This is a genomic window from Vibrio sp. QJM3NY_35 (assembly GCF_057785915.1).
The window spans coordinates 2772295-2794255 of the sequence record NZ_CM173507.1 but is presented as its reverse complement, the minus strand read 5'-3'; the positions used below and the strand labels follow the sequence as shown (position 1 = coordinate 2794255).

14 protein-coding genes are annotated in these 21961 nt (G+C 45.5%); 3 read left to right on the top strand and 11 right to left on the bottom strand.

The annotated features are described in order from the left end of the window. Nucleotides 1-3: 3 nt before the first annotated feature. The 11 genes from AC3CH3_RS12490 to hemL all read right to left on the bottom strand — a co-directional run bounded on the left by AC3CH3_RS12490 (nt 4) and on the right by hemL (nt 16808). Nucleotides 4-888 (bottom strand): glucosamine kinase nucleotide-binding domain-containing protein, encoded by an 885-nt coding sequence (locus tag AC3CH3_RS12490; protein ID WP_488537262.1) that lies wholly within the window; start codon nt 886-888, stop codon nt 4-6. A 2-nt stretch (nt 889-890) separates the two neighbouring features. Beyond that, complete coding sequence (locus AC3CH3_RS12485; protein WP_488537261.1) at nt 891-2612, bottom strand: glycoside hydrolase family 9 protein; 1722 nt, start codon at nt 2610-2612, stop codon at nt 891-893. A gap of 98 nt (nt 2613-2710) precedes the next feature. Then, nucleotides 2711-3706: an ABC transporter ATP-binding protein gene (locus AC3CH3_RS12480; protein ID WP_019824366.1), complete on the bottom strand. Its 996-nt coding sequence runs from the start codon at nt 3704-3706 to the stop codon at nt 2711-2713. A gap of 86 nt (nt 3707-3792) precedes the next feature. Then, complete coding sequence (locus tag AC3CH3_RS12475; protein ID WP_019824365.1) at nt 3793-4776, bottom strand: ABC transporter ATP-binding protein; 984 nt, start codon at nt 4774-4776, stop codon at nt 3793-3795. Between the two features lie 2 nt (nt 4777-4778). Then, entirely contained in the window at nt 4779-5804 is a 1026-nt protein-coding gene (locus AC3CH3_RS12470) for an ABC transporter permease (protein ID WP_102428494.1), read from the bottom strand. 2 nt (nt 5805-5806) lie between these two features. After that, the gene (locus AC3CH3_RS12465) at nt 5807-6793 is read right to left on the bottom strand and encodes an ABC transporter permease (RefSeq protein ID WP_017633262.1); all 987 of its coding nucleotides are present in this window, start codon (nt 6791-6793) and stop codon (nt 5807-5809) included. Nucleotides 6794-6962: 169 nt separating this feature from the next. Further along, nucleotides 6963-8645, bottom strand: coding sequence for an ABC transporter substrate-binding protein (locus AC3CH3_RS12460; RefSeq protein ID WP_017056650.1), 1683 nt, complete (start codon nt 8643-8645; stop codon nt 6963-6965). Between the two features lie 699 nt (nt 8646-9344). Further along, on the bottom strand, nt 9345-12734 hold the full coding sequence (locus AC3CH3_RS12455) for a response regulator (RefSeq protein ID WP_488537260.1): 3390 nt from the start codon (nt 12732-12734) through the stop codon (nt 9345-9347). Nucleotides 12735-12950: 216 nt separating this feature from the next. Next, nucleotides 12951-13973: a 16S rRNA (guanine(1207)-N(2))-methyltransferase RsmC gene (gene rsmC, locus AC3CH3_RS12450; protein ID WP_019824362.1), complete on the bottom strand. Its 1023-nt coding sequence runs from the start codon at nt 13971-13973 to the stop codon at nt 12951-12953. A 110-nt stretch (nt 13974-14083) separates the two neighbouring features. Further along, nucleotides 14084-15169: an AI-2E family transporter gene (locus tag AC3CH3_RS12445; RefSeq protein WP_004734536.1), complete on the bottom strand. Its 1086-nt coding sequence runs from the start codon at nt 15167-15169 to the stop codon at nt 14084-14086. Between the two features lie 343 nt (nt 15170-15512). Continuing rightward, the gene (gene hemL, locus AC3CH3_RS12440) at nt 15513-16808 is read right to left on the bottom strand and encodes a glutamate-1-semialdehyde 2,1-aminomutase (protein ID WP_019824359.1); all 1296 of its coding nucleotides are present in this window, start codon (nt 16806-16808) and stop codon (nt 15513-15515) included. Between the two features lie 296 nt (nt 16809-17104). On the opposite strand from hemL, the gene erpA reads away from it, so the two are divergent. The 3 genes from erpA (at nt 17105) to AC3CH3_RS12425 (ending at nt 21942) form a co-directional block, all read left to right on the top strand. After that, entirely contained in the window at nt 17105-17446 is a 342-nt protein-coding gene (gene erpA / locus AC3CH3_RS12435) for an iron-sulfur cluster insertion protein ErpA (protein WP_004734539.1), read from the top strand. Nucleotides 17447-17717: 271 nt separating this feature from the next. Continuing rightward, nucleotides 17718-18842 (top strand): efflux RND transporter periplasmic adaptor subunit, encoded by a 1125-nt coding sequence (locus AC3CH3_RS12430; RefSeq protein ID WP_488537259.1) that lies wholly within the window; start codon nt 17718-17720, stop codon nt 18840-18842. 10 nt (nt 18843-18852) lie between these two features. After that, nucleotides 18853-21942: an efflux RND transporter permease subunit gene (locus AC3CH3_RS12425; protein WP_488537258.1), complete on the top strand. Its 3090-nt coding sequence runs from the start codon at nt 18853-18855 to the stop codon at nt 21940-21942. Nucleotides 21943-21961: the final 19 nt, after the last annotated feature.

Genomic DNA, 21961 nt, shown 5'->3' with positions numbered 1-21961 from the left:
CTGCTAAGCCTGTTGATACAAGTTGTGTTGTGATTTACCCGCAAACATCAATGCGCCTTCAATAGCGTCGAATTGAGGTTTAACGATCCATTGTTGTACCGGTGGTGATAACCAGTTGAGAATACGCTCTGCGATACTTCCCATTAAGCACACCTTGTCAGCGCCTTTGCGATGCAGTGCTAACACAAACATTTCGATATCAGCAGCGGTTTGTTTGAGCATCTCGATAGCTAGCTCATCGCCTTCGTTAGCGAGTTGAAAAATGACAGGTGAGAACTGACCGTAGTCTTTTGGAATAGCACCTTTTGACCATTCGACGATGGCATCAACATCATTGCCAAAATGGTTCATCACGTGTTGAGTCAGTGGTGTCTTGTTGCGAATACCGTCTTCTGCAAGCAGGACTTGTTGAATTAAGCGAAGTCCCATCACTGCGCCACCACCTTGATCTGAAATCGGGAATTCACGACCGCCAACCACATGTTGCTCGCCGTCTTTTAGGTAGATTCCACAAGAACCCGTACCACCAATCATGATTGCGCCGTTTTGGCCGTTGTGAGCACCAATGCAAGCGCCATAAGCATCGGTATTTAGCGTCACACTTGCGAAAGGGTGTGGTTGAGCCATGAAGTCGAACCATGCTGATTTTTGCTCAGCGCCAGCCAATGCTAGGCCAACATGCATATTAGAAAAATCGTTAGAGTTAAGTTGCCCTTGTTGTGCCGCTTTTGTAATAGCATCAACAATAGAGTTCATCGCAACATCCACGCCCAATAGGATGTTGGCACTGCCACTTTTTGCTTCACCAATCAGCTTGCCTTGGTCATCACGAATACGAGCGCGACAAGACGTGCCTCCACCATCAATACCTACGTAGTAAAGCGTCATAATTATTGCTCCTTACGCTGTGCTAGGTAGTTGAATTGCGCAGCGGTTGCCAATAGGAACCAAGCGCCGTGAGGGATCCATTGTTCACCCCAACGCCAGTTTTGAAGCATGTCGTCTTTTTGAGCTGGCGGATTGAATGCGATGTCTTGTTCGTCTTCGAACCCAGCCGTGATGCCATTACAGATACCTCCTTTGGCATTGAAGAAACCAAGCTGAGGTAGGTAGTCTGGGTTGTTATGGCCATGACCATCGAGCATGCACATGTGGTATGGGTTGAGGCCCAAGATCCAATCAAGGCTATTTTGTGAAAGCTGGATTAAACGCTTTTGCTGTTCGCTATCTTTAATGTGCGGTTGAACTAGGTAAGCCATGGTTGCGAGTGAACCAAGGCGAGCATTTTCACCTTGCCACCAGTAACCTGTCTCGTTCTGTTGAGCGACGAAGAAGGCATCACGTTTATCACCATCGACAGATTTAACGTACTGTCTTGGGTAGCCGAATGGGTTGGTGACCTTGTCGGTGATGTTGATTTCGAACTGACAAGCTTGTTCAACAACTGTGCGCGCCTGTTCTTTTAATTCAGCATCGGTTTCGTTGTCGATGTATTCACATAGTGCAATCACAGGAAGACCGGCTTCAGCTGCATGAAAGTATGGGCGAGAGCCATCAGAATTTGCAGACCAGAAGTTCTCAAATGAATTATCTGACTGTTGGCGAGAGATTAAACGAGTCGCCCAAATTCTTGCTTCTGTTAGGTATTGCTGGTCTTGTGTTACGCGATACAGCTCATTGGCTGCGATTAGGGCGCAATACTCATCGATGATGTTCTCTTCACCATCGTTTAGATACTGGAGGTTGTACTCTTTTAGATGCCAGTAACCCTTAACCGCCGTTTCAAGGTAGGTGTGGCTAGAGTAGCAGCCTGAGACTTCAAGCTCAGAAGCTGCGGCTAATGCTGCGATAGCAACGCCGGCACCTTGTCGATAGCCAGCTTGTAAATCCGTTGATTTATGACCTTCTTGAGTCGCATAAGCGCAGATATCGCGCTGATTGATATCTTTGCTCCATTTGTCGAATACCGTCATGTAGAAGTATCCGTCAGCGTCTTGCATTCGCACCAAAAAGTCAGCACCGAAAAGCGCCTCTTCCGTTAGGCGTGTCATGGAGAATTTCGGGAAGTCTGGATTATGGCTAGTCAAGCGTACGCTTTTTAGCATGTTCCAAACCACCATTGGAATTTGTTGTGGGTTTAGGTAGTTGCCGTAAGACAAGTGGCTAAAATATTTACTGACATCACCTGATGCGTCATACCATCCACCGTGGACATCGACGTATCTGTCGGTACCTAGAATTTGTGCTTGTCGATCTTTTTTGTCGAAAATACCGCCACAGCGCTGTGACTTAAAGTAATGAAGCACATCAGAAAATGTTTGATTCATTAATAGGTTGCAGCCAATCTCAAACACTTCTGAACGCAGGTTGTCAAAGCGCAGGTAGTAGCGACCAGATTCAGTCACTGAACTGAAATCGATAGTGAAGAATTGCCCTTGATGCCAATTTGCTACGCGGCCTTGTTTAACCACATCAAAACTTCCGACAGTCATATGGTTGTCTGCACAGACGAGTAGAGCCGTTGTGCTAGAGAGGCGAGCTTTCTTAGTTTGTAAGATAGCTTGCTTGGGGCCTGTGGACTCATAGCCAATATGGTTGGTCAATAACAGCATCAATATTCTCCGACAGTCCTAGTTTCTATTGGCTAGGTACTTGAATGTTTTGGATATAATTAGTTAGGGCCCGCAGACCCTAACTTAGGTCTTATTGTTTAGCTTTCGTGTAGGTAACAACGTACAAAGTGGTTCTCTGCTAATTGAGTCACTCCAGGAAGTTGCTCTTTACACTTGTCCATTGCGTGGGTACAACGGCCTGCAAATGGGCAGCCTGCTGATACAGGTGTCCAAAGAGGAATCTCACCTTTGTTACCAGCAAGTTGATCGTGGATTGATTTCTTAGGATCTGGCACTGCCGAAACCAGTAGCTGAGTGTAAGGGTGTTGAGGGTTAGCAATAACGTCATCGGTATCACCCCATTCCACCATGTGTCCTACGTACATTACTGAAAGATCTTCAGCGATATAACGCGCAGTTGCGATATCGTGAGTGATGTAAAGCAGAGACATTTGCTTCTCAAACTTCATCTCTTCCATCAGGTTCAAAACACCCGCACGAATCGATACATCAAGCATTGATGTTGGTTCATCGGCTAGGACAACTTCTGCTCCTACCGCGATATTGCGGGCTAGGTTTACACGTTGACGCTGACCACCAGACAGTTGGTGAGGGTACTTTTTCGCCGTCTCTTTTGGCGGAATTAGACCTACTTGCTCTAAAAGATCGTAGACACGCTCTTCTAATTCTCTCTTGTTGCCCGGAGATACTTTCTTGTGGATCAACAGTGGTCGAGCAATGTGGTGGAAGATGTTATGTGTTGGATTCAGAGAACCAAACGGGTCTTGCCATACCATCTGCACACCTTCACGGTAATGCATAAGATCTTTTCTGCTCGAGATCTCTTGGATATCACGGCCTTTGTATTCGATCGTACCGCCTGAAGGCGCGTACATTTTTGCGATCATTTTGGCGGTTGTTGATTTGCCTGAACCAGACTCGCCAACCACTGCTAAGCCGCGGCTTTTGTACATCTTGAATGACACGTCGTTAATCGCACGCATCATCGGGGTTTGAATGGTGGTACTGCTTATTGGGAAGTCTTTTACAACATTCTTGCCTTCTACCAATAATTGACCGAAATCTTTGCTCATAATTGTCTCCAGAATCCTTATTCGCTTTGCTTGTTTTAGGCGGTCGAGCCGCCTTGTTGGTTATTCACGCTGAGTCAGCGTGCAAGCTATAGCTTCCTTTGTACTATTGGGTCACCGTACAGGTGGCAGTTAGACAAATGCCCAGGGTCGATAGAACGCAGCTTAGTTGGCACCTTAGTACACGTTTCATGTACACGGTCGCAACGAGCTTGGAAACGACACCCTTCAGGAATTTCTAATAAGTTCAGAGGGTTGCCTGGAATACCTGTCAACTTTGTCTTTGGCCCTGTCAGTGGAGGGAAAGAACTTCCCAGCCCTTTGGTGTAAGGGTGGTAAGGGTTTTCTAGGATATCTTGTGAGTTAGCCACTTCGATTAGCTCACCTGAGTACATGATGCCGATGCGGTCAGAGAACTCGACCATCAACGACAAGTCATGGGTGATGAACAGAATTGAGAAGCCAAATTCTTCTTTCAGTGCGTAGATCTTTTGCAGGATTTCGCGTTGCACAACCACATCAAGTGCAGTTGTCGGCTCATCCATAATTATCAGCTTTGGATTCAGTGCTAGCGCGATAGCGATAACCAAACGTTGACGCATGCCGCCAGAGAATTGGTGAGGGTAGTCACTCAATCGGCTTGGGTGAATATCTACGATTTCAAGTAGACCTTCAGCACGCTGCTTAGCTTGTTCACGAGTCATGTTCGTGTGACGCATGATTACGTCACAGAACTGCTCTTCCATCGGTAGTACAGGATTGAGTGCGTTCATCGCACTCTGAAATACCATCGACATCTCGCTCCAACGGAACGCCTGCATACGGTCATCACTGTATTCAAGGATGTTCTCACCGTTGAAGATAACCTCACCACCACTGATGTAAGCGGGCGGCTTATGAAGACGCATAAGAGAGAAAGCGACCGTTGATTTACCACAGCCAGATTCACCAGCTAGGCCGAATACTTCACCCGGAGCGATATCGAAACTTACGTTGTTACACGCACGAACATCGCCAGACTCTGTGATGTAATCTACGCATAAGTTGCGGATAGAAATTAGTGGTTCAGACATGATTATTTATCTCCGCTCCAAAGTGCATTTTGTGGTGGTAGTTCTGGTTCACGTTCTTCTTTGTCTTGAGTTGCTAGTTTTTTCCAACGCTTCATGCCTTTGTGAGAGCGCAGTTGCGGGTTAGCAATTTCATCGACAGCAAAGTTAAGCAGAGCAAGACCAGTTACGAGTAATGTCAGTGCGATACAAGGAGCCAACAGTTCCCACCAAGCGCCAATAAGCATTGATGAAGAGGTTTGAACGTTGTAAAGCATGATGCCCCAGCTGATTGTGTTCGGGTCACCAAGACCTAGGAACGAGATGGTTGCTTCCATCATGATTGCGTACATCACAGAACCAATGAAGCTTGCGCCAACGATAGAGATAAGGTTTGGCAGAATCTCTACGAAGATGATACGGAATGAAGATTCACCCAAAACTTCAGCGGCTTTTACAAACTCTTTTTCACGCAGAGCTAAGGTCTGGGAGCGAACAACACGGGCACCCCAAGCCCAGGACATAAAGCCGATAACCAAGGTTATGGTGAGTGGCCCTGCCTCACCGATAAAGGCTGCTACTACGAACAGTAATGGGTATTGAGGGATTACCAGCATGATGTTCATTGCGGCGGTTAGAACGTCATCGACACGGCCACCGAAGTAACCTGCAGAAACACCAATAACAGTTGCGAGTAAACATACGGTTAGACCCGCACCAAAACCTACAGCAAGAGATACGCGTGCGCCGTATACCACTTGAGACCAAACATCACGACCCATACGAGTTGTACCTAGTACGTGGTCTGCCTTTTTAGACATGATCAGTGTACGACGGTCATCTGCTAGGTTTTGAGCAACCCAGCCATCAGGGTTAGTTTGTGCAGACTTCACCACGAAACCAGGGTATTCGTGTGGGTTGCCTGTACGCTTGTCTGGTACATGTTTGGTGATCAATGGAGCTGCAATCGCGCCAAGAATAAAGATACTTAGGATGATGACGCCTGTTAGGGCCATCGGGTTACGCCAAATGAGTTTTAGAAAGTCTTTCATGATTATTTACCACCCTTACGAAGACGAGGGTCAAGAACAACGTAAAGCATGTCTGCAACTAGGTTAAAGAACAGCATGAATAGCGTCATGATAAGCAGCTGACCTTGCAGTACTTGGTAGTCACGAGCGTTAATTGCGTTGAAAAGTACGCTGCCCAGACCTGGGTAGTTAAAGATGATTTCAATAATTAACTGACCACCGATTGCCATACCTAGCGACATTGAAAGGGCTGTCACACTAGGTAGCATCGCGTTACGAGCTGCGTAGTTGAATACCACTCGGTTTTCGCTTAGGCCTTTGCCTTTCGCCATGGTGATGTAGTCTTCGGCTAGTAGGTTGATCATGTTGTTACGCATGTTTACTAGGAAGCCACCAATTTGAACAACAGAAGCACAGAACAGTGGTAAGAAGGCGTGGTAAGCGACATCTTTAATGAATGCCCAGCTTGTCCAGTCAGGCATAGTACCTGCGGTGTAGGCATAACCGGTTGGGAACCACTTCAAGCCAATTGCAAAGGTAAATAGTGCAATCATTGCGATAACAACTTGAGGAACGGCTTGTAGAATCAGCATCCCTGGAGTTACGAAGGCATCGTACTTACTGCCGCGTTTCCACGCTGCGAAAATACCTAGGATTGAACCAATCGAGAAAGAAAGAATAACTGCGGTGCCGGCTAAGAAAAGCGACCAACCGAATGCTCCACCCAACAGTGTGTTTACAGAAAGTGGGTAGAATTGAATTGATGTACCTAGCTCCCAGCTAAGAATGTTCTTCATGTACGCTACGTATTGAACCAGTAGACCGCCATCAACGAAGCCTAATAGTTCTTTCATTGCAGCAATACGCTCTGGAGTAACTTGTACAGAAGCGTTCGCAAACATCATGGTAACTGGGTCACCAGGCATTGCTCTTGGAATAATAAAGTTTAACGTCGCAGCAACTAATAGCGCGACAAAATAAAATGACAAACGTCTTAAAAAATAACCCATAACTCACACCTTACTCACCCAGATTGTTTCCCTGTTTCTGGATTCAGGTCGCTCCTAGCGAAATTTGGAACGAAAAATCCCCTGACGACTAGCGCCATACTTTCAATTGAGAGTGTGAGGATTTTTATAAGCGGCGTAAGAGGTTACGCCGCAAGGATTGAACGATTACTTATTTAACTGGTTTTAGGTCCAGTACATGAAGTAGACGCTCTGGAATACCAGCCCAAATGTTTGGACGGCCTTTTGGATTTTCTTCGTTCCACCAACCAGTGAAGCGAGTTGTGTTGTATTGGTACATGTAAGCACCAGACATCACAGGGATTGTCACTTGGTCTGCAGCGATGATTTGCTGGATACCGTGTGCAATGTCTAGCTGCTCGTTCTTATCAGCTGTTTTATAGAAGCTGTTTAGAAGACCATCTAGCTTGTCGTTTTTGTAGAAGTGCATTGCGAAACGAGGCATACCATCACCAGATTGTAGTGATGAGTTGTAAGCACTGTTCCAGTACGTGTATGGATCCGCACCGTGGAAGTAGTTTGTGTATGCTACGTCGTATGTACCTTCAAGCATTGCTTGGTTGTAAACAGAGAAGTCTGGTGTACGAGCTTTTGCTTTAATACCGATTTCGTTTAGCTGTTCTACCGCTAGTTGAACTGTGTTGTTGAAGTCAGTCCAGCCGTTTGGCGATTGAATCATTAGTTCGAAAGACTTACCTGATGGAGTGTCAACAAAACCATCTTTGTTTACATCTTTGAAGCCAGCGTCAGCAAGAAGCTTCTTCGCGCCTTCAGCGTTGTAAGTGTTGAAGCCTTTGTACTTGTCGTGAGTTTTTTCATCAGACCAAGCTTCAAACGCGTAGCCAAGACCCGATGCGAAATCGTTCACAGTACCGCCACCGTAGAATGCGATGTCGATGATAGTTTGACGGTCAAGAGCCATAGAGAAAGCACGACGGAAGTCAACGTTGCTCAATGCTTCATGCTTCGCAGCATCAGGGTGCTTGAAGTTAACGATGAATGCCTGTGTGCCTGCTGGCGGGTACCAGTAGTGGTGTTTAGGGCTAGCTGCTGCGTATGTACGATCGATATCTGGAACGAAAGAAGACGTCCAGTCCATTTCACTGTTTACAACTTTACCTAGGAATTGGTCGTTGTTCGCAATTTGTGGAACACGTAGACAGTCAACATCTAGGTTGTCTGCATCCCAGTAGTTCGGGTTTGCACACTGGATGTATAGCTGCGCTGTAAACGTATCGATTTCTGTAAATGGACCAGAACCTACCGGGTTCTCATTGGTAAACGTTGATGGATCTTTAACGTCTTTCCAGATGTGCTTAGGTACTACAGGTACTTTAGCAATCTCGTAAGGTACGTTTGAGTTTGCTTCTGTTAGTGTGAACTTAACTTGGTTGTCGTTCAGTTTTTCTACAGAAGTTACCCAAGAGTTGATACCAGATTGGTCAAGCTCTGGCTTCTCTTTTACAAGGTTGAAAGAAAAAACAACATCATCAGCAGAGAAAGTTTCTCCGTCAGACCATTTAACACCCTTACGAATGTCGAAAACAACGCTCATCAGATCATCTGACATCTTGAAGTTTTCAGCTAGACGGAACACTGGAGTGTTACCGTGCATTTCGTTAAATACTACTAGCGGCTCATACATGAAGTCAGTTGTAGTATGTAGGTTAGTAGCACCAAGGTACGGGTTAAAGTTACGTACGAATGTAGTGTACTCTTTCGGGTGAACGGTCAGTTCACTGCGTTCTGCAGCTGTTGCTACTGATGCAAAACCTGTTGTAGCAGTTGCAATAATTGCTGTTGCTATTGCTGTTTTTTTTATATTGGCAAGCATAGCTGTTCCTTACTATTTGCTTTCATTTCACTAATGGATTGAATGTTATCTGTCGCTAAATTGTTTAGTAGATACACACTCTGGTTAAAGGCCTACCTCTTCTTCGTTGCTCCAGATTCATCGTTGATTCTGAGAAGTGGTAAGAGTGGCCTGTAGGCCTTTGGCAGGAGTAAGAAAACACCTTATCGATGAATTAATCAAACTCGTTTCCCGTCAAAAACGTTAAAAACATCCAACTCCACGTCAGTAACGTCAAAAATGGGCGGTTTGATGGTTTTTTGCGCGCAATTGTTAGGGTGATGTGACTCGCAATTGAATTTGTGTTGGTAATTAAATGTTAGTGCTTACTTACTTTTTGTTCTTTTAATTATATAGCCTTGTTCTGTTTTAATGTAATTGTAGATCTTGGTCACTTGCTCGTTTTACGTTAAATTTCTCTAGAAAATTAAATCTGCCGTTCTGTTGTGACTCGCTTCTCAAACTGCAACAAAGAGTCGGAGAACTGTGAAATTCAGCCAAGAATAAGCTTCCAAATAGCGATTGAACTGGTGATTGTTTAAGCTTGAGTAACGTGTCATTTTGCTTGTTTAATGCCGTAAAAGAAGTGCATTTGAATGGACGTTATTGTGCTTTGATTGTGAATGATCTCCACAAAAAAGCCCACGCTAGGTGGGCTAATAGAGTGATGTTAGTTCAGGATTAGCTGGTCAGTAACTTCTGTAGTTTGTCTCTGAGCATCTCAATGTGCGTTCTCTCTGGTGTCTGTTCTTTACAGTGTTCAAGTATGAATTCGATAGAGCTCAGTACCGTTCGCCAGCGAGGTGTTTTCGGTAGGGTTTCTACGCGTAGGTATTTATCTAGTGTTCGAGTCTGAAGGGTACTTCGGTCTAAGTAAACGCGCCATAAGCCACTCTTCTCTGCAAAAGCAAACTTGGTTTCACCAGTAACTGACTCCCAGTAGATGATGGCATTAGTCATGGCATCGACCAGTACCTCACGCATCAACTCTTGTTTGTTTTTACCTTCACCGGTTGCCTTGTCTGCAAGGCGAGTAAATTCACCGCCAAGTTCCTTAAGCTGTTGTAACTTATCTTTGTCGCCTTCAAAAGCATAGCTTGAAAGTGCCTCTACTGCAGTCTCAAGGTTATTGATTCGGTTTGAGTTAACACCACCACCAACATTAAAGATATACATGGTGTCGAGCCCTGAACCTTCAGGTAACTTAAGAATATCACTCGGTATACGCTGACGTGTGTCATCTATATAGATATCAATATCACCACAGTAATGCGCTTGTTCCACCTTAAGATATTTAGGTGCAATGATCTCGTCGGCCATAGAGCGCTTAAGTTGTTCTTGCCCACGCCTAAACAGTTTCGCTGCCGCTTCGTTGGCAAAGCGAATACGCTGATCATCACGAATACAGATGATGGCTTCTGGAGCCGACTCTAACTGTTCTAGCAAACGTCCTTGAGTTTCTAGCAGGTTAGCTTCAACCATAGCTCGGTGTTTGAGCTCAAGTTGCAATTGGTCATTCTCAAGGCGTCTCTGCTCGGCTTTACTTGCTGATAAGTGAGCCGTAATTCGCGCAGCCAGTTCCTGTTTGTTGAACGGCTTAGATAAATAATCATTGGCACCTGCTTCGAAACCGCGTACACGGTCTTCTGCTTGGTTGAGTGCCGTCAGCATGATGATTGGCAATTGTGCGTGGTCATATTGCTTACGCAGCGATTCACACACTTGATAGCCGCTCATTCCTGGCATCATGATATCGAGCAGAAGCAGCTCTGGCTTCTCTTTCTCAATGAGTTCAATGGTTTCAGGACCGTCACATGCAGTACGTACTCGATAACCTTCTAACTTCAAGAAGCTGTCTAATACTCGCAGGTTAACCGGCTCATCATCGGCGATAACCAGTAACGGGCCATCTGGGTTTTCACTGATAACGCTGTTTTCTTGTTGGCTGTTATCTATTAAATCGGGCGCTTGGAAGTGTGAGTAGTGACCTGATTCGTTGTAACTATCCAGCTCATCTTGAGTAGCTAGGGGCAGGGTGAAGCTAAACGTAGTGCCAAGCATTGGCTGGCTGCTTACGTACAGTGAACCACCCATTAGCTCGATTAACTGACGGCTGATCGATAATCCAAGCCCCGCGCCTTGGCGGTAGTTACTCGCATCTTGACCTGCTTGAATAAGAGGTTCAAAGATATGTTCAAGATATTCCGCAGGTATACCTTGCCCTGTATCAACAACCTGTACACGAATGTTGTCGTCGATAACGCTTGCAGAGATAACAATCTTACCTTCTGAAGTGTACTTGATAGCATTACCAACCAAGTTATACATCACTTGCTCAAGTCGTTGAGGATCGGATGAAACCAGCCCTAAATCGCTTGGAACTTGGTTAATAATACGGATTGGCTTATTGCCCAATAGGTGATGAGATAGCTCTAGTACAAGGCTGGTGGCTGCCGACAAATCAACAGCTGATTTCTTAATATCTAAGCTGCCATAGCGCATTTTGTGATAATCAAGCAGATCATCAACCAAGGTTGCTAACCGCTGACCACTATTGATGATGATGTCCAACTGATACTTCTGGTTTGCAGGAATAGGGCCGTTCGCACCGGATATCAACGCCTCAGCGATACCAACCATGCCATGCAGTGGTGTTCTCAATTCGTGTGAAGTCGTGGCTAAGAACTCATCTTTCAGTTTGTTGGCCAGTTGCAACTCTTCGTTTTGCTTTTGAATGGTCTTCAGGTTGTCCTCAAGTTCATCGTTTTGGCTTTTGATGAGCTGCATTTTTTCACGAATAGAGCGCTGCATTCTTTCGAAACTCACCGCAAGACGGCCGATCTCATCTTTTCGCTCGGTATTGATCATGGTTTCATCAAGATCACCCGCCGATACTTTCTCGGCAGCCCACGTCAGTTTAAGTAGTGGGGATGTGATGAAGTTAGACAGATAGTGCGATGCAACGACTACGAGAATGATCGCGGTTAGCATCACGATCACGAAGATCTTTTCTAACTGATGAATACGGGCAAACGCCTCTTTCTCTGGTAGTTCAACCACTAAAGCCCATGTTGCGTATTTCAGCTCAATTGGCGTATATGCCGCGATGATAGCTTGATCTAGGGTGTTGTCGAAGGTGCCAACCGCCGTTTCACCAGCCAATGCTTTATCGACAACATCTAAGCTCAAGTTGATTGATTCTTGTGAATGGGCAAGGCTACGAGGCAGGTGATCATCACCCACAAGCAGCGTTTGAATGTTCGAACTCTTGTTGAGATCCGCAATCAGCTTAGTAATGCCGTTGATTGGCAGCCTAAACATGGCGTAACTGTGTAGGTAGCCTTGTTGAACAATAGGTGCACCTAACCATGCGGTCTGTTTGCCATTCTCGTCTTTAAAGTCAGAAACGATAACCGGCGTGTAATCTTCGTTAGATTTGCGTCGGTCGGTTACGTCTTTGGCTAGTCGTTGAAAGGTAATACCTAGGTTGGAATCCTTGTATTTGCCAGTCAGCAAGTTGGTGCCGTAATCGTCATTTTTAAAGACGGAATAAGCGACGTTACCGTTGATATCAACTAAGAGAATATCGTCAAAATCGGAGCGTTTAAGCAGTTCTAGGTAAGCATTATGGTAGCGCTTGTGGAGCAGGCGATAACGCTCGCTGCCAATAAAGCTGCTGGACTCTGGAAGAATCGACGTTTTGATTTGATCGCCAGACCCCTGAATGTAGCGCTGCTGCGCATTACCGCGAGCCTCGTCAATATCTAACCCCAATCGTTGGAATGCATTGATCAAACCATAAAATCGCCCGCCACTGGCATTGGCCAATTCTGAGCGAACAAAGCCCATCACTTGGGATTCTTGAGCTTGTAGGTAATCGACAATTTGCTGTTGCTTAGTATCACGAACCGAAACAAGGTGTGAGGTGCTTTGTTCCTGAAGATCCTGACTGTGCGATTGGAGGAAAAATATCGCGATAAGTGTCACTGGGGTAATACTGAGGACAAGAAATGCCAGCATTAGGGTATTTTGAAGGCGCTTAAACTTCTGCTTACGATAGAATCTAAACATAAATTGGGTACTACTTTCCTTTGATGTACTGCTAAAAGGGGCGAAAACAAGTACAGAGAATAGAATTAACGGGTTCCAATTTAACGAAATTAACGAGTTTTTTTACTTTGACAAGTAAGTGGTATTTAAAGCGTGTGCAAAAGCTCATTTTTATAGAGTTTTGACAAAAATATGAACAGACAGCGCAGATAATGACCCTGCGCTGTACTAAAGAGGTTATTTGTTTGCGTGATAGATCGCGAATTTAGTGGTCTTATTTAGAGTCGCGCATTTTCCAAACGCTTGTTCAATAATTGGAATGTATTTTAAGAAACTGTTCGCAACAATAATCATCTCACCAGAACGCTTCAAATGCTTAGGAGCCTGAACAAGTAAGGTCTCAGTCGCGCTGTAGCTAGTGTCTAAACCTGAATGGAATGGTGGGTTACTGATGATGAACTGGTAGTCTTGTGCAGTATCAGAATAGACATCTGACGCGAAGACTTTACCCGTTAAACCATTCGCTTCTAGCGTTGCTTGGCTTGATGCCACTGCAAATGCACTGATGTCGCACATTTCTAACTCGATATCAGGATTACGAGATGCCATTACCGCGCCCAGTACGCCTGCACCACAGCCAAAATCCAGTACCTTGCCTTTTAGTTTTGGCAGAGTATCCAGCAGAAGTTGGCTACCGACATCGAATTGACCGTGACTGAAGACGCCAGGAAGGCTTTTTACCGTCAGAGGTTGTTCATCAATGTTAACCGTGTAGGTTTTAAACCAGTCTTGTAGGTTGAACGCTTGTGGTTGCTCGAAGCATTGACCCCAGTAGAAAGAGCAACGACGCGCTGAATCGTATTTAACAACTTTGCCGTAAGGAGCAAACATCTTCTCGATGCTTTTCACGCCTGAACGGTTTTCACCAACCACGACGATCTCGGTATCTTTGCCTAGCTTGGCAAATAGCATCGCCAACAGAAATTCCGCTTCCGCTTTGGCTTTTGGCCAGTACAGCATCACTAAGTCGGCTTTGGTCTCTTCGGTAAACTCCGCACCATAAAAACGTTGGATGGTGTTGCAGCCTTCTAATTGACGGTAGTAGCTGTAATTAGAAGTAAACACAGAGACAGATTCACAATGCTTCGCTAACTCAACAGGGAACAAGTCTTCTGCCTCACCGGCAACTAAAACATGTTTGCCTTCAAAGTAGGCGAGTTGGCGTTGAGCAATCTGGCTTGGGGCAATATAAGCTGACATAGGACACTCTGTTGAATCGTTAGCAAAAAATGAGGGCGGATTTTCGCATAATCCGCCCAAAGCTTGAAGTGTTTAATACTCGTTCGGCAACCAAGTTGTCGAACCGTTGATTAACTCTTGTCTTGCTGGTTTAAAAAGTCCTTAAACTCTTCATCGTAGATGTTGAAAAGGACAATGGTAATCGCAAAAATCAGTGGGCCGTAGATAAGACCAATTAGGCCAAACAGTTGAATACCGCCCAATAGTGAGAAGAAGATCATTAGGGTATTCATGCCTGCACTGCCTTGCATTAGCAGTGGACGTAGCAGGTTATCAATTGAACCAACAATCGCTACACAGTAAACCGTTAGGAAAATCGCCCACGTGGTATCACCCGTTAGGAACAAGTAAGTTGCTGCTGGAATCCAGATTAATGCGGTCCCCACAACTGGGATGAAAGAGGCAAAGCCCATCATGGTGCCCCAGAATAGACCTGGGAAACCGGCAATCCACATACCTAAACCGCCAGCAAAACCTTGCGCGATGGCAGTTAAGAATGAGCCCATTACTGCTGATTTAGATACTTGCTCTATCTCTGTTAGAAGTTTGTCTTCTTGGCTACGAGACAGCGGCAGAATATGACGAACCACACTGATGATTTTGTCGTGATCTCTTAATAAGAAGAACAAAACGAACAGCATCAAGAAGAAATCCATCAAGAAATTGGTCGCGTCACCTAAGATTTTCGCACTGATACCAACTAGCTTAGAACCAAAGCTGGTCGCAAACTCACCGACTTTTTGTGCGATGGCTTGGGGCTCAATGTTGTCGAAAGGCAGGTAGTTATTCACAAATGATAGCGCTTTGACCACTAACGGGTGAGCAAACAGAGTCTGAATGCCACCGTGGGTCACCCATTGGTAAGTATTCTGAGAGAACAGAGAACCTTGCTGAACAATTGCTGCGAATACTGCCAATAAAGGGATAACAATAATGAAAGTCAGAATCACACAAGACAGCAGAGAGACGATGTTTTCTTTATTCGGTAGCTTTTTTTCAAGCCACTCATGGATTGGGAACATCAATAGTGAAATGATAAAGGCCATCACGATAGAGTTAACGTATGGCTCGATAAGTAGGTAACAAGCATAAGCCGCCGCGAGTAGGGCGATGATGATCACCCAGTGGCTGGTATTGATTTTGAGTTTTTCTGACACGGTAATGGTCTCTATATTTGCGTTCTGAGTTTATAATGGCTGCAAAACAGAGAGTTAGCAATGAGGAGTTTTGATAATGGGATGCTGTAATAAAGATAAGAAATGCCAAGACGAAGAGCAGCAAACAAAAAAAGAGCTCCCTTGGTTCAGAATGTTCCTTGGCACTTTGATGTTGTTGGTTTTTCTTTTCTGGGAACGTTAGTCGCTTTTGGTTCAGTTTTAGCCTTAGTCGACGGCTAAATAATCTGTCATATTTGTGGCTGGTGAGCGCGATATATAAAAAAGGGCTGCATTTAATGCAGCCCTAAATTCAATCGGTTAGCGACTTATAAAGTGCTTTCGATTATTTGCTTTCAGCAGCAATGATCGCAAGAGAACGGTCAGCAGCTTCTAGTGTTGCATCAAGTTCTTTTGAACCATGAGCAAGAGAAGTAAAGCTTGCTTCGAATGCTGAAGGTGCAAGGTAAACACCGTGATCTAACATTAGGTGGAAGAAGCGCTTGAAGCGTTCTACATCACACTTAGTTACATCTTCGTAGCACGTCACAGTTTCTTGGTCAGTGAAAAAGAAACCAAACATACCGCCAACTTGGTGAACTAGCATTGGGATGCCGTGCTTGTCAGCAAGTTGCTTGAAGCCTTTTGCCAACTGCTTAGTTTTTGAAGCTAGACGCTTTTCGTTGCCTTCTTCTCGTAGAAGGTTCAAACATGCGTAGCCAGCAGCCATTGCCACAGGGTTACCTGAAAGCGTACCTGCTTGGTAAACAGGGCCCGTTGGTGCGATGTATTGCATCACGTCTTTACGGCCACCGAAAGCACCCACAGGCATGCCGCCGCCAATCACTTTACCAAGACAAGTTAGGTCTGGCTTGATGTTGTAGTATGCCTGAGCACAACCTTCAGCAACGCGGAAACCTGTCATTACTTCATCAAAGATTAGCAATGCATCCTCTTGGTCACAGATTTCACGTAGACCTTCGTGGAAGCCTTCGACAGGAGGGATACAGTTCATGTTGCCCGCTACTGGCTCAACGATGATACAAGCGATCTCGCCTTTGTTTGCTGCGAAGATTTCACGTACTGAATCTAGATTGTTGAAGGTTGCTGTTAGCGTTAGTTTCGCAAAATCAGCAGGTACGCCAGGAGAGCTTGGTTGACCTAAAGTCAGTGCGCCAGAACCAGCTTTTACAAGTAGGCTGTCTGCGTGGCCGTGGTAGCAGCCTTCAAACTTAAGAATCTTGTCACGACCAGTGAAGCCACGAGCAAGACGAATCGCACTCATTGTTGCTTCTGTACCTGAGCTCACCATACGTAGCTGTTCCATCGATGGAACCATTTCAGATACAAGTTCAGCCATTTTGATTTCAGTTTCGGTTGGAGCACCGAAGCTAAGGCCGCGTTGAGCTGCTGCAATCACAGCATCACGAATAACAGCGTGGTTGTGACCAAGGATCATTGGACCCCAAGAGCCAACGTAGTCGATATACGCTTTACCATCAGCATCAAAAATAAGTGGGCCGTCAGCGCGTTCAACGAAGATTGGAGAACCACCTACGCCATTGAATGCACGAACTGGAGAATTTACGCCACCAGGAATAGTTTGCTGTGCTTTTTCGTATAGCTCTGCTGATTTGGTCATTGATATATCCTCTTTTGACTGTCGGACCAATTGGCACGCATTGTACCTATCCACAATCCAAGTAGGAATGCTTTCGCCCAGATAATCACCCGAATCTGGTTGTTTTGTGTGGTTACACGTTTTAATTGTTAGATATTGGCGAGTTTACAGCAGTAAAAGGAGCGATCCTGTGGTGAATACTTGAACGTTTCAGTCAGGTATTAGATAATCACTGGAATATAAGAAAATACTCAACAACTATGGTCTCGAATTAGATTTGTATCATGTTGTTTTTGACACAGGTAAGAGAGGTTGTCGTGAGCGAAGTAAATATCCCATTGTCTTTTTCTGATGCAGCAGCTACACGCGTACAAACGCTAATTGCTGAAGAAGAAAACCCAGAACTAAAACTGCGTGTATACATTACAGGTGGCGGTTGTAGTGGTTTCCAATACGGCTTCACATTTGATGAAAAAGTAAATGATGGCGACACTACTATTGTAAACAGCGGTGTTACGCTGGTTGTTGACCCAATGAGTCTACAGTACTTAATGGGCGGCATGGTTGATTACACAGAAGGCCTAGAAGGTGCTCGTTTCTTTGTGAACAACCCGAACGCGACAACCACATGTGGTTGTGGTGCATCATTTAGCGTATAGCATGAGTTGAAAATAGCTTGAGCTCAAAGCTGCATTAGAAACATTTCAAACGCCGAACTTATGTTCGGCGTTTTTGTTTTTACTTAGTAACTTATTACTTTTCAAGGCATTCCTCTCACTTTTAGTACACGGCATATTTTTTAAACTGTCGATAGCGTCCAACTTCGTTGAGGATTGGTCTGTTAAGGTTACCTTTGTGCATAAGGAAGTTGCACATCACGGTATTAAGCCAACTAGCGCGCCTGAATTACATCGGACAAAAGGATTTGTTATGCCCACTCTATTTTCTAACTCACCACTTTTTCAGAAATTGAAGCAGCCGTGGCTGGTTTCTCTGACTCTAGTCGTGTTGTTGTCGATCTGGCTTGGCTTAGGAGTCGGGCAAGCGGAAGAGTCGCCGGCAAAAAAGGCGACAGAAATTCCGTTGGCTAAGGTTTCCTTTCAAACATTTACCTCATCACCGACCTTTAAAACGATTGATCTTTATGGAAGAACGGCGCCCGATCGGCATGCTCGTCTAGGTGCAGAAGTCGCGGGCAAGATTGTCAGATTGAACGTTGTTAAGGGGGATATGGTTAAAGCTGGACAAGCCATTGCCCAGATAGATAAGGGTGATTTAGAGATTCAACTAGAGCGAGCATCTGCGTTATATCGCTTGAAGCAGAAAGAATTCAAAGCGGCGCAATCTTTGAAGAAAAGAGGGCTGCAAGGTGAGATAGCTTATACCACCGCTGAGGCTTCATTAACGGAAGCAAAAGCCATGAAGCGCAATGCGGAACTGGCTTTAAAGAATACTGTGATTACTTCGCCTTTTTCGGGTGTGGTTCAAGATTTGATGGTGGAGCTTGGTGACTTTGTTGGGGTTGGCGACCCGGTCGCGGGCGTGATTGACCTCGATCCTTTGGTTATTGAGGCCGATGTCAGTGAGCGTCATATCCAACACTTGTTAGTCAATCAATCTGCTTTGGTTCGCTTGTTAGGGCGAGAAGAAGCGGAAGGCCGCTTACGCTATGTTTCTCGAATCTCTTCTGCTGCTACCAATACCTTCCCAATAGAGATTGAAATCGATAACTCCAAAGGCCTATTACCTGCAGGTGTCAGTGCCGAAGTAAAACTCAACCTAGAAACTAGAGACGCAATCAAGATAACACCGGCGATGCTGGCATTGGATGAGGCGGGTAACCTCGGGGTCAAAACCTTGGTTTCTGTTAGTGACTCACCAACGGTGAAGTTTGTAGGCATTCAGCTAGTAAAGGCCGAACAAGATGGAGTGTGGCTCACTGGGCTGGGTCAACGCGTCGATATCATCACCGTAGGCCAAGGTTTTGTGCGTGATGGTGATTCTGTGATTGCTGTTGAGCAAGGTGCTGAACCCTCAAATGTAACCGCAGAGTAGGAGATTGCCGATGTATTCAATTATTGATGCAGCCTTGTCTCGTGCTCGAACAATGCTCTCCCTTTTGGCGTTAATCCTTGTAGCCGGTGTCGTCACCTATATCACGATCCCCAAAGAATCGAGCCCAGACATTACTATCCCGATTATCTATGTCTCTGTTGGGCACCAAGGTATTTCGCCAACCGATGCCGAACGCTTATTGGTTAGGCCGATAGAGCAAGAGCTGAGGTCGATTGAAGGCGTAAAAGAGATGACAGCAACCGCAGCAGAAGGGCATGCCTCTGTGGTGTTGGAGTTTAATGTTGGTGTCGATCTCACCAAAGCAATGGCCGATGTGCGTGACGCGGTTGATCTGGCTAAACCAAAACTGCCAGAAGACAGTGATGAGCCAACCGTAAATGAGGTGACGCTGGCTTCAGAGCAACCTGTTCTGTCTGTTGTACTATTCGGTACCGTTCCTGAGCGCACCATAGTGCAAATTGCCCGAGAACTTGGAGACAAATTAGAAAGCTATCGCCAAATCCTTGAAGTCGATATTGCAGGCGATCGCGATGACATCGTCGAGATCATTGTTGATCCGTTATTGATGGAAAGCTACAGCTTAGATCAAGCGGATATCTATAACCTGATCGCTCTGAACAACAGAGTAGTTGCCGCTGGCTTTGTTGATACTGGCTACGGACGTTTCTCTGTCAAAGTCCCTTCGGTGTTTAACTCCTTAAAAGACGTGCTTGAGTTACCTATTAAAGTGGATGGCAAACAGGTGGTCACTTTTGGCGATGTCGCCACGGTTCGTCGAGCGTTTCGAGATCCTGAAAGCTTTGCTCGTTTAGATGGCAAATCTGCGGTGGTGTTGGATATCAAGAAGCGTGCTGGTGAGAATATCATCGAAACCGTTGAGCTAGTCAAAGCAGTAATGGCAGGCGCTCAGCAGCAAGCGGAATGGCCAAACAATCTCTTGGTCAAATACACTTGGGATGAATCTAAAGATGTGAAGATTATGCTTAATGATCTGCAAAACAATATCTTATCCGCCATCATTTTAGTGGTGATCGTGATCATCGCTATTCTTGGTGTTCGAACCGCGCTATTGGTCGGAATTTCAATTCCTGGATCATTCCTCACGGGGTTGTTGGTGTTGTCTGTGTTTGGTCTAACCGTCAACATCGTGGTGTTGTTCTCTTTGATCATGGCGGTGGGTATGTTGGTTGATGGTGCGATTGTGGTGACCGAGTTTGCCGACAGGCGAATGCAAGAGGGTGAAGGGCGCAAAGCCGCTTACCGAGATGCTGCGAAACGGATGGCGTGGCCAATAACCGCATCCACAGCCACAACCTTGGCTGCATTTGCTCCGTTGCTGTTCTGGCCTGATGTGACGGGCGAATTCATGAAGTTCTTACCACTAACTCTGATCGCTACGTTAACTGCTTCGTTAATTATGGCGCTGTTGTTTGTCCCTGTATTAGGCGGTTTGATTGGCAAACCTCAATACGTATCGTCTAAAAGCCAAGCTCGAATGGTTGCACTGCATAATGGTGACTTTTCACAAGCCACTGGCTTAACCAAGGCGTACTACCACACACTGTCGATTGCGATTAAGCACCCCTTTAAGATTCTCTTCAGTGCGATATTACTCGCGGTTGCAGTTGGTTTTACTTACTCAAAAGCAGGTCTTGGGGCTGAATTCTTCCCTGAGGTTGATCCGCCATTCTTTAATGTCAAAGTTCGTTCTCATGGTGATCTGTCTATCCAAGAAAAGGATGACATTATGCGCGATATTGAACTGATGATGCTCAATCATGATGAGTTCGATACCGTTTACACGCGTACTGGTGGTGACGACCAGATTGGTTTGATCTCAATTACGCCTGTTGACTGGCAATATCGCCGCAGCGTTAAGGCGATTATTGATGAGTTGAAGGTACAGACCGATCAATACGCTGGTGTTGAGATTGAATATAAGTTTCCTGATGCAGGGCCTCCGGTTGAGAATGACTTAGTGATTGAGCTGTCGGCAAGAACGCCAGAGCAACTTAATCAGGCGGCAAAGATCGTAAGAAATTGGGCGGATGGCAATCAAGCACTGACCAATATCAGCGATACCGCGAGTAAAGACGGCATCGATTGGAAGGTGGATATTCGCCGCGACGATGCCGCCCGCTTTACTGCTGATGCGACCTTAGTGGGTAATACCGTTCAATTTGTGACTAATGGTCTCAAGATTGGTGATTACCTGCCTGATGACTCTTCAGAAGAGGTCGATATATTGGTGCGTTACCCGAATGATAAAAGGGATATCGGACGCTTCGACCAGCTGAGAGTCAAAACACCTGCAGGCTTGGTGCCGATCACCAACTTTGCTCAGATTGTTCCCGACCATAAGCAAGATACGATTAAACGCCTTGATGGTAAGCGTGTGGTGAACATCATGGCGGATATGGAAGAGGGTTATAACCTTGCACTCGAGCTGCCAAAGATTGAGCAAGCGTTGAGTGAATTGGGGCTACCGAGTAGCGTAGAATTTCGTATCCGTGGTCAAAATGAAGAACAAGAAAACTCTTCCGCCTTCTTACAAAGTGCTTTCTTGGTTGCTTTGGCGGTAATGGCTTTGATTTTGATTACTCAGTTTAATAGTTTCTATCAAGCGTTTTTGATTCTTAGTGCTGTGTTGTTTTCAACTGTTGGCGTGTTTGTTGGTCTGCTTATCTTCCAACGCCCGTTTGGCGTCGTGATGTCTGGTATTGGGGTGATCGCACTGGCAGGTATCGTGGTGAACAACAATATCGTGCTGATCGACACCTATAACCAGTTGATTAAAAGAGGCTTGGATAAGCGAGATGCGATTATAAGAACCGGTGTGCAACGTTTAAGGCCTGTAATGCTGACTACGGTCACCACAATTTTAGGCTTAATGCCGATGGTGCTAGAGATGAATATCGACCTGATTAATCAAAAGATAGAATTCGGCGCGCCGAGCACGCAATGGTGGTCACAGCTCGCGACTGCTATTGCTGGTGGGCTGGCGTTTGCCACGGTACTGACCTTGGTACTGACGCCTTGTTTGCTGATGTTAGGGCGAGATAAGAAGCCTGAAAAATAGTAGATACAGTGGTTCGATG

Coding starts and splice junctions, on each gene's coding strand:
- AC3CH3_RS12465 (WP_017633262.1), bottom strand. CDS start 6,793: ATGGGTTATTTTTTAAGACGTTTGTCATTTTATTTTGTCGCGCTATTA.
- AC3CH3_RS12470 (WP_102428494.1), bottom strand. CDS start 5,804: ATGAAAGACTTTCTAAAACTCATTTGGCGTAACCCGATGGCCCTAACA.
- AC3CH3_RS12425 (WP_488537258.1), top strand. CDS start 18,853: ATGTATTCAATTATTGATGCAGCCTTGTCTCGTGCTCGAACAATGCTC.
- AC3CH3_RS12460 (WP_017056650.1), bottom strand. CDS start 8,645: ATGCTTGCCAATATAAAAAAAACAGCAATAGCAACAGCAATTATTGCA.
- rsmC (WP_019824362.1), bottom strand. CDS start 13,973: ATGTCAGCTTATATTGCCCCAAGCCAGATTGCTCAACGCCAACTCGCC.
- AC3CH3_RS12475 (WP_019824365.1), bottom strand. CDS start 4,776: ATGTCTGAACCACTAATTTCTATCCGCAACTTATGCGTAGATTACATC.
- hemL (WP_019824359.1), bottom strand. CDS start 16,808: ATGACCAAATCAGCAGAGCTATACGAAAAAGCACAGCAAACTATTCCT.
- AC3CH3_RS12490 (WP_488537262.1), bottom strand. CDS start 888: ATGACGCTTTACTACGTAGGTATTGATGGTGGAGGCACGTCTTGTCGC.
- AC3CH3_RS12485 (WP_488537261.1), bottom strand. CDS start 2,612: ATGCTGTTATTGACCAACCATATTGGCTATGAGTCCACAGGCCCCAAG.
- AC3CH3_RS12430 (WP_488537259.1), top strand. CDS start 17,718: ATGCCCACTCTATTTTCTAACTCACCACTTTTTCAGAAATTGAAGCAG.
- AC3CH3_RS12455 (WP_488537260.1), bottom strand. CDS start 12,734: ATGTTTAGATTCTATCGTAAGCAGAAGTTTAAGCGCCTTCAAAATACC.
- AC3CH3_RS12480 (WP_019824366.1), bottom strand. CDS start 3,706: ATGAGCAAAGATTTCGGTCAATTATTGGTAGAAGGCAAGAATGTTGTA.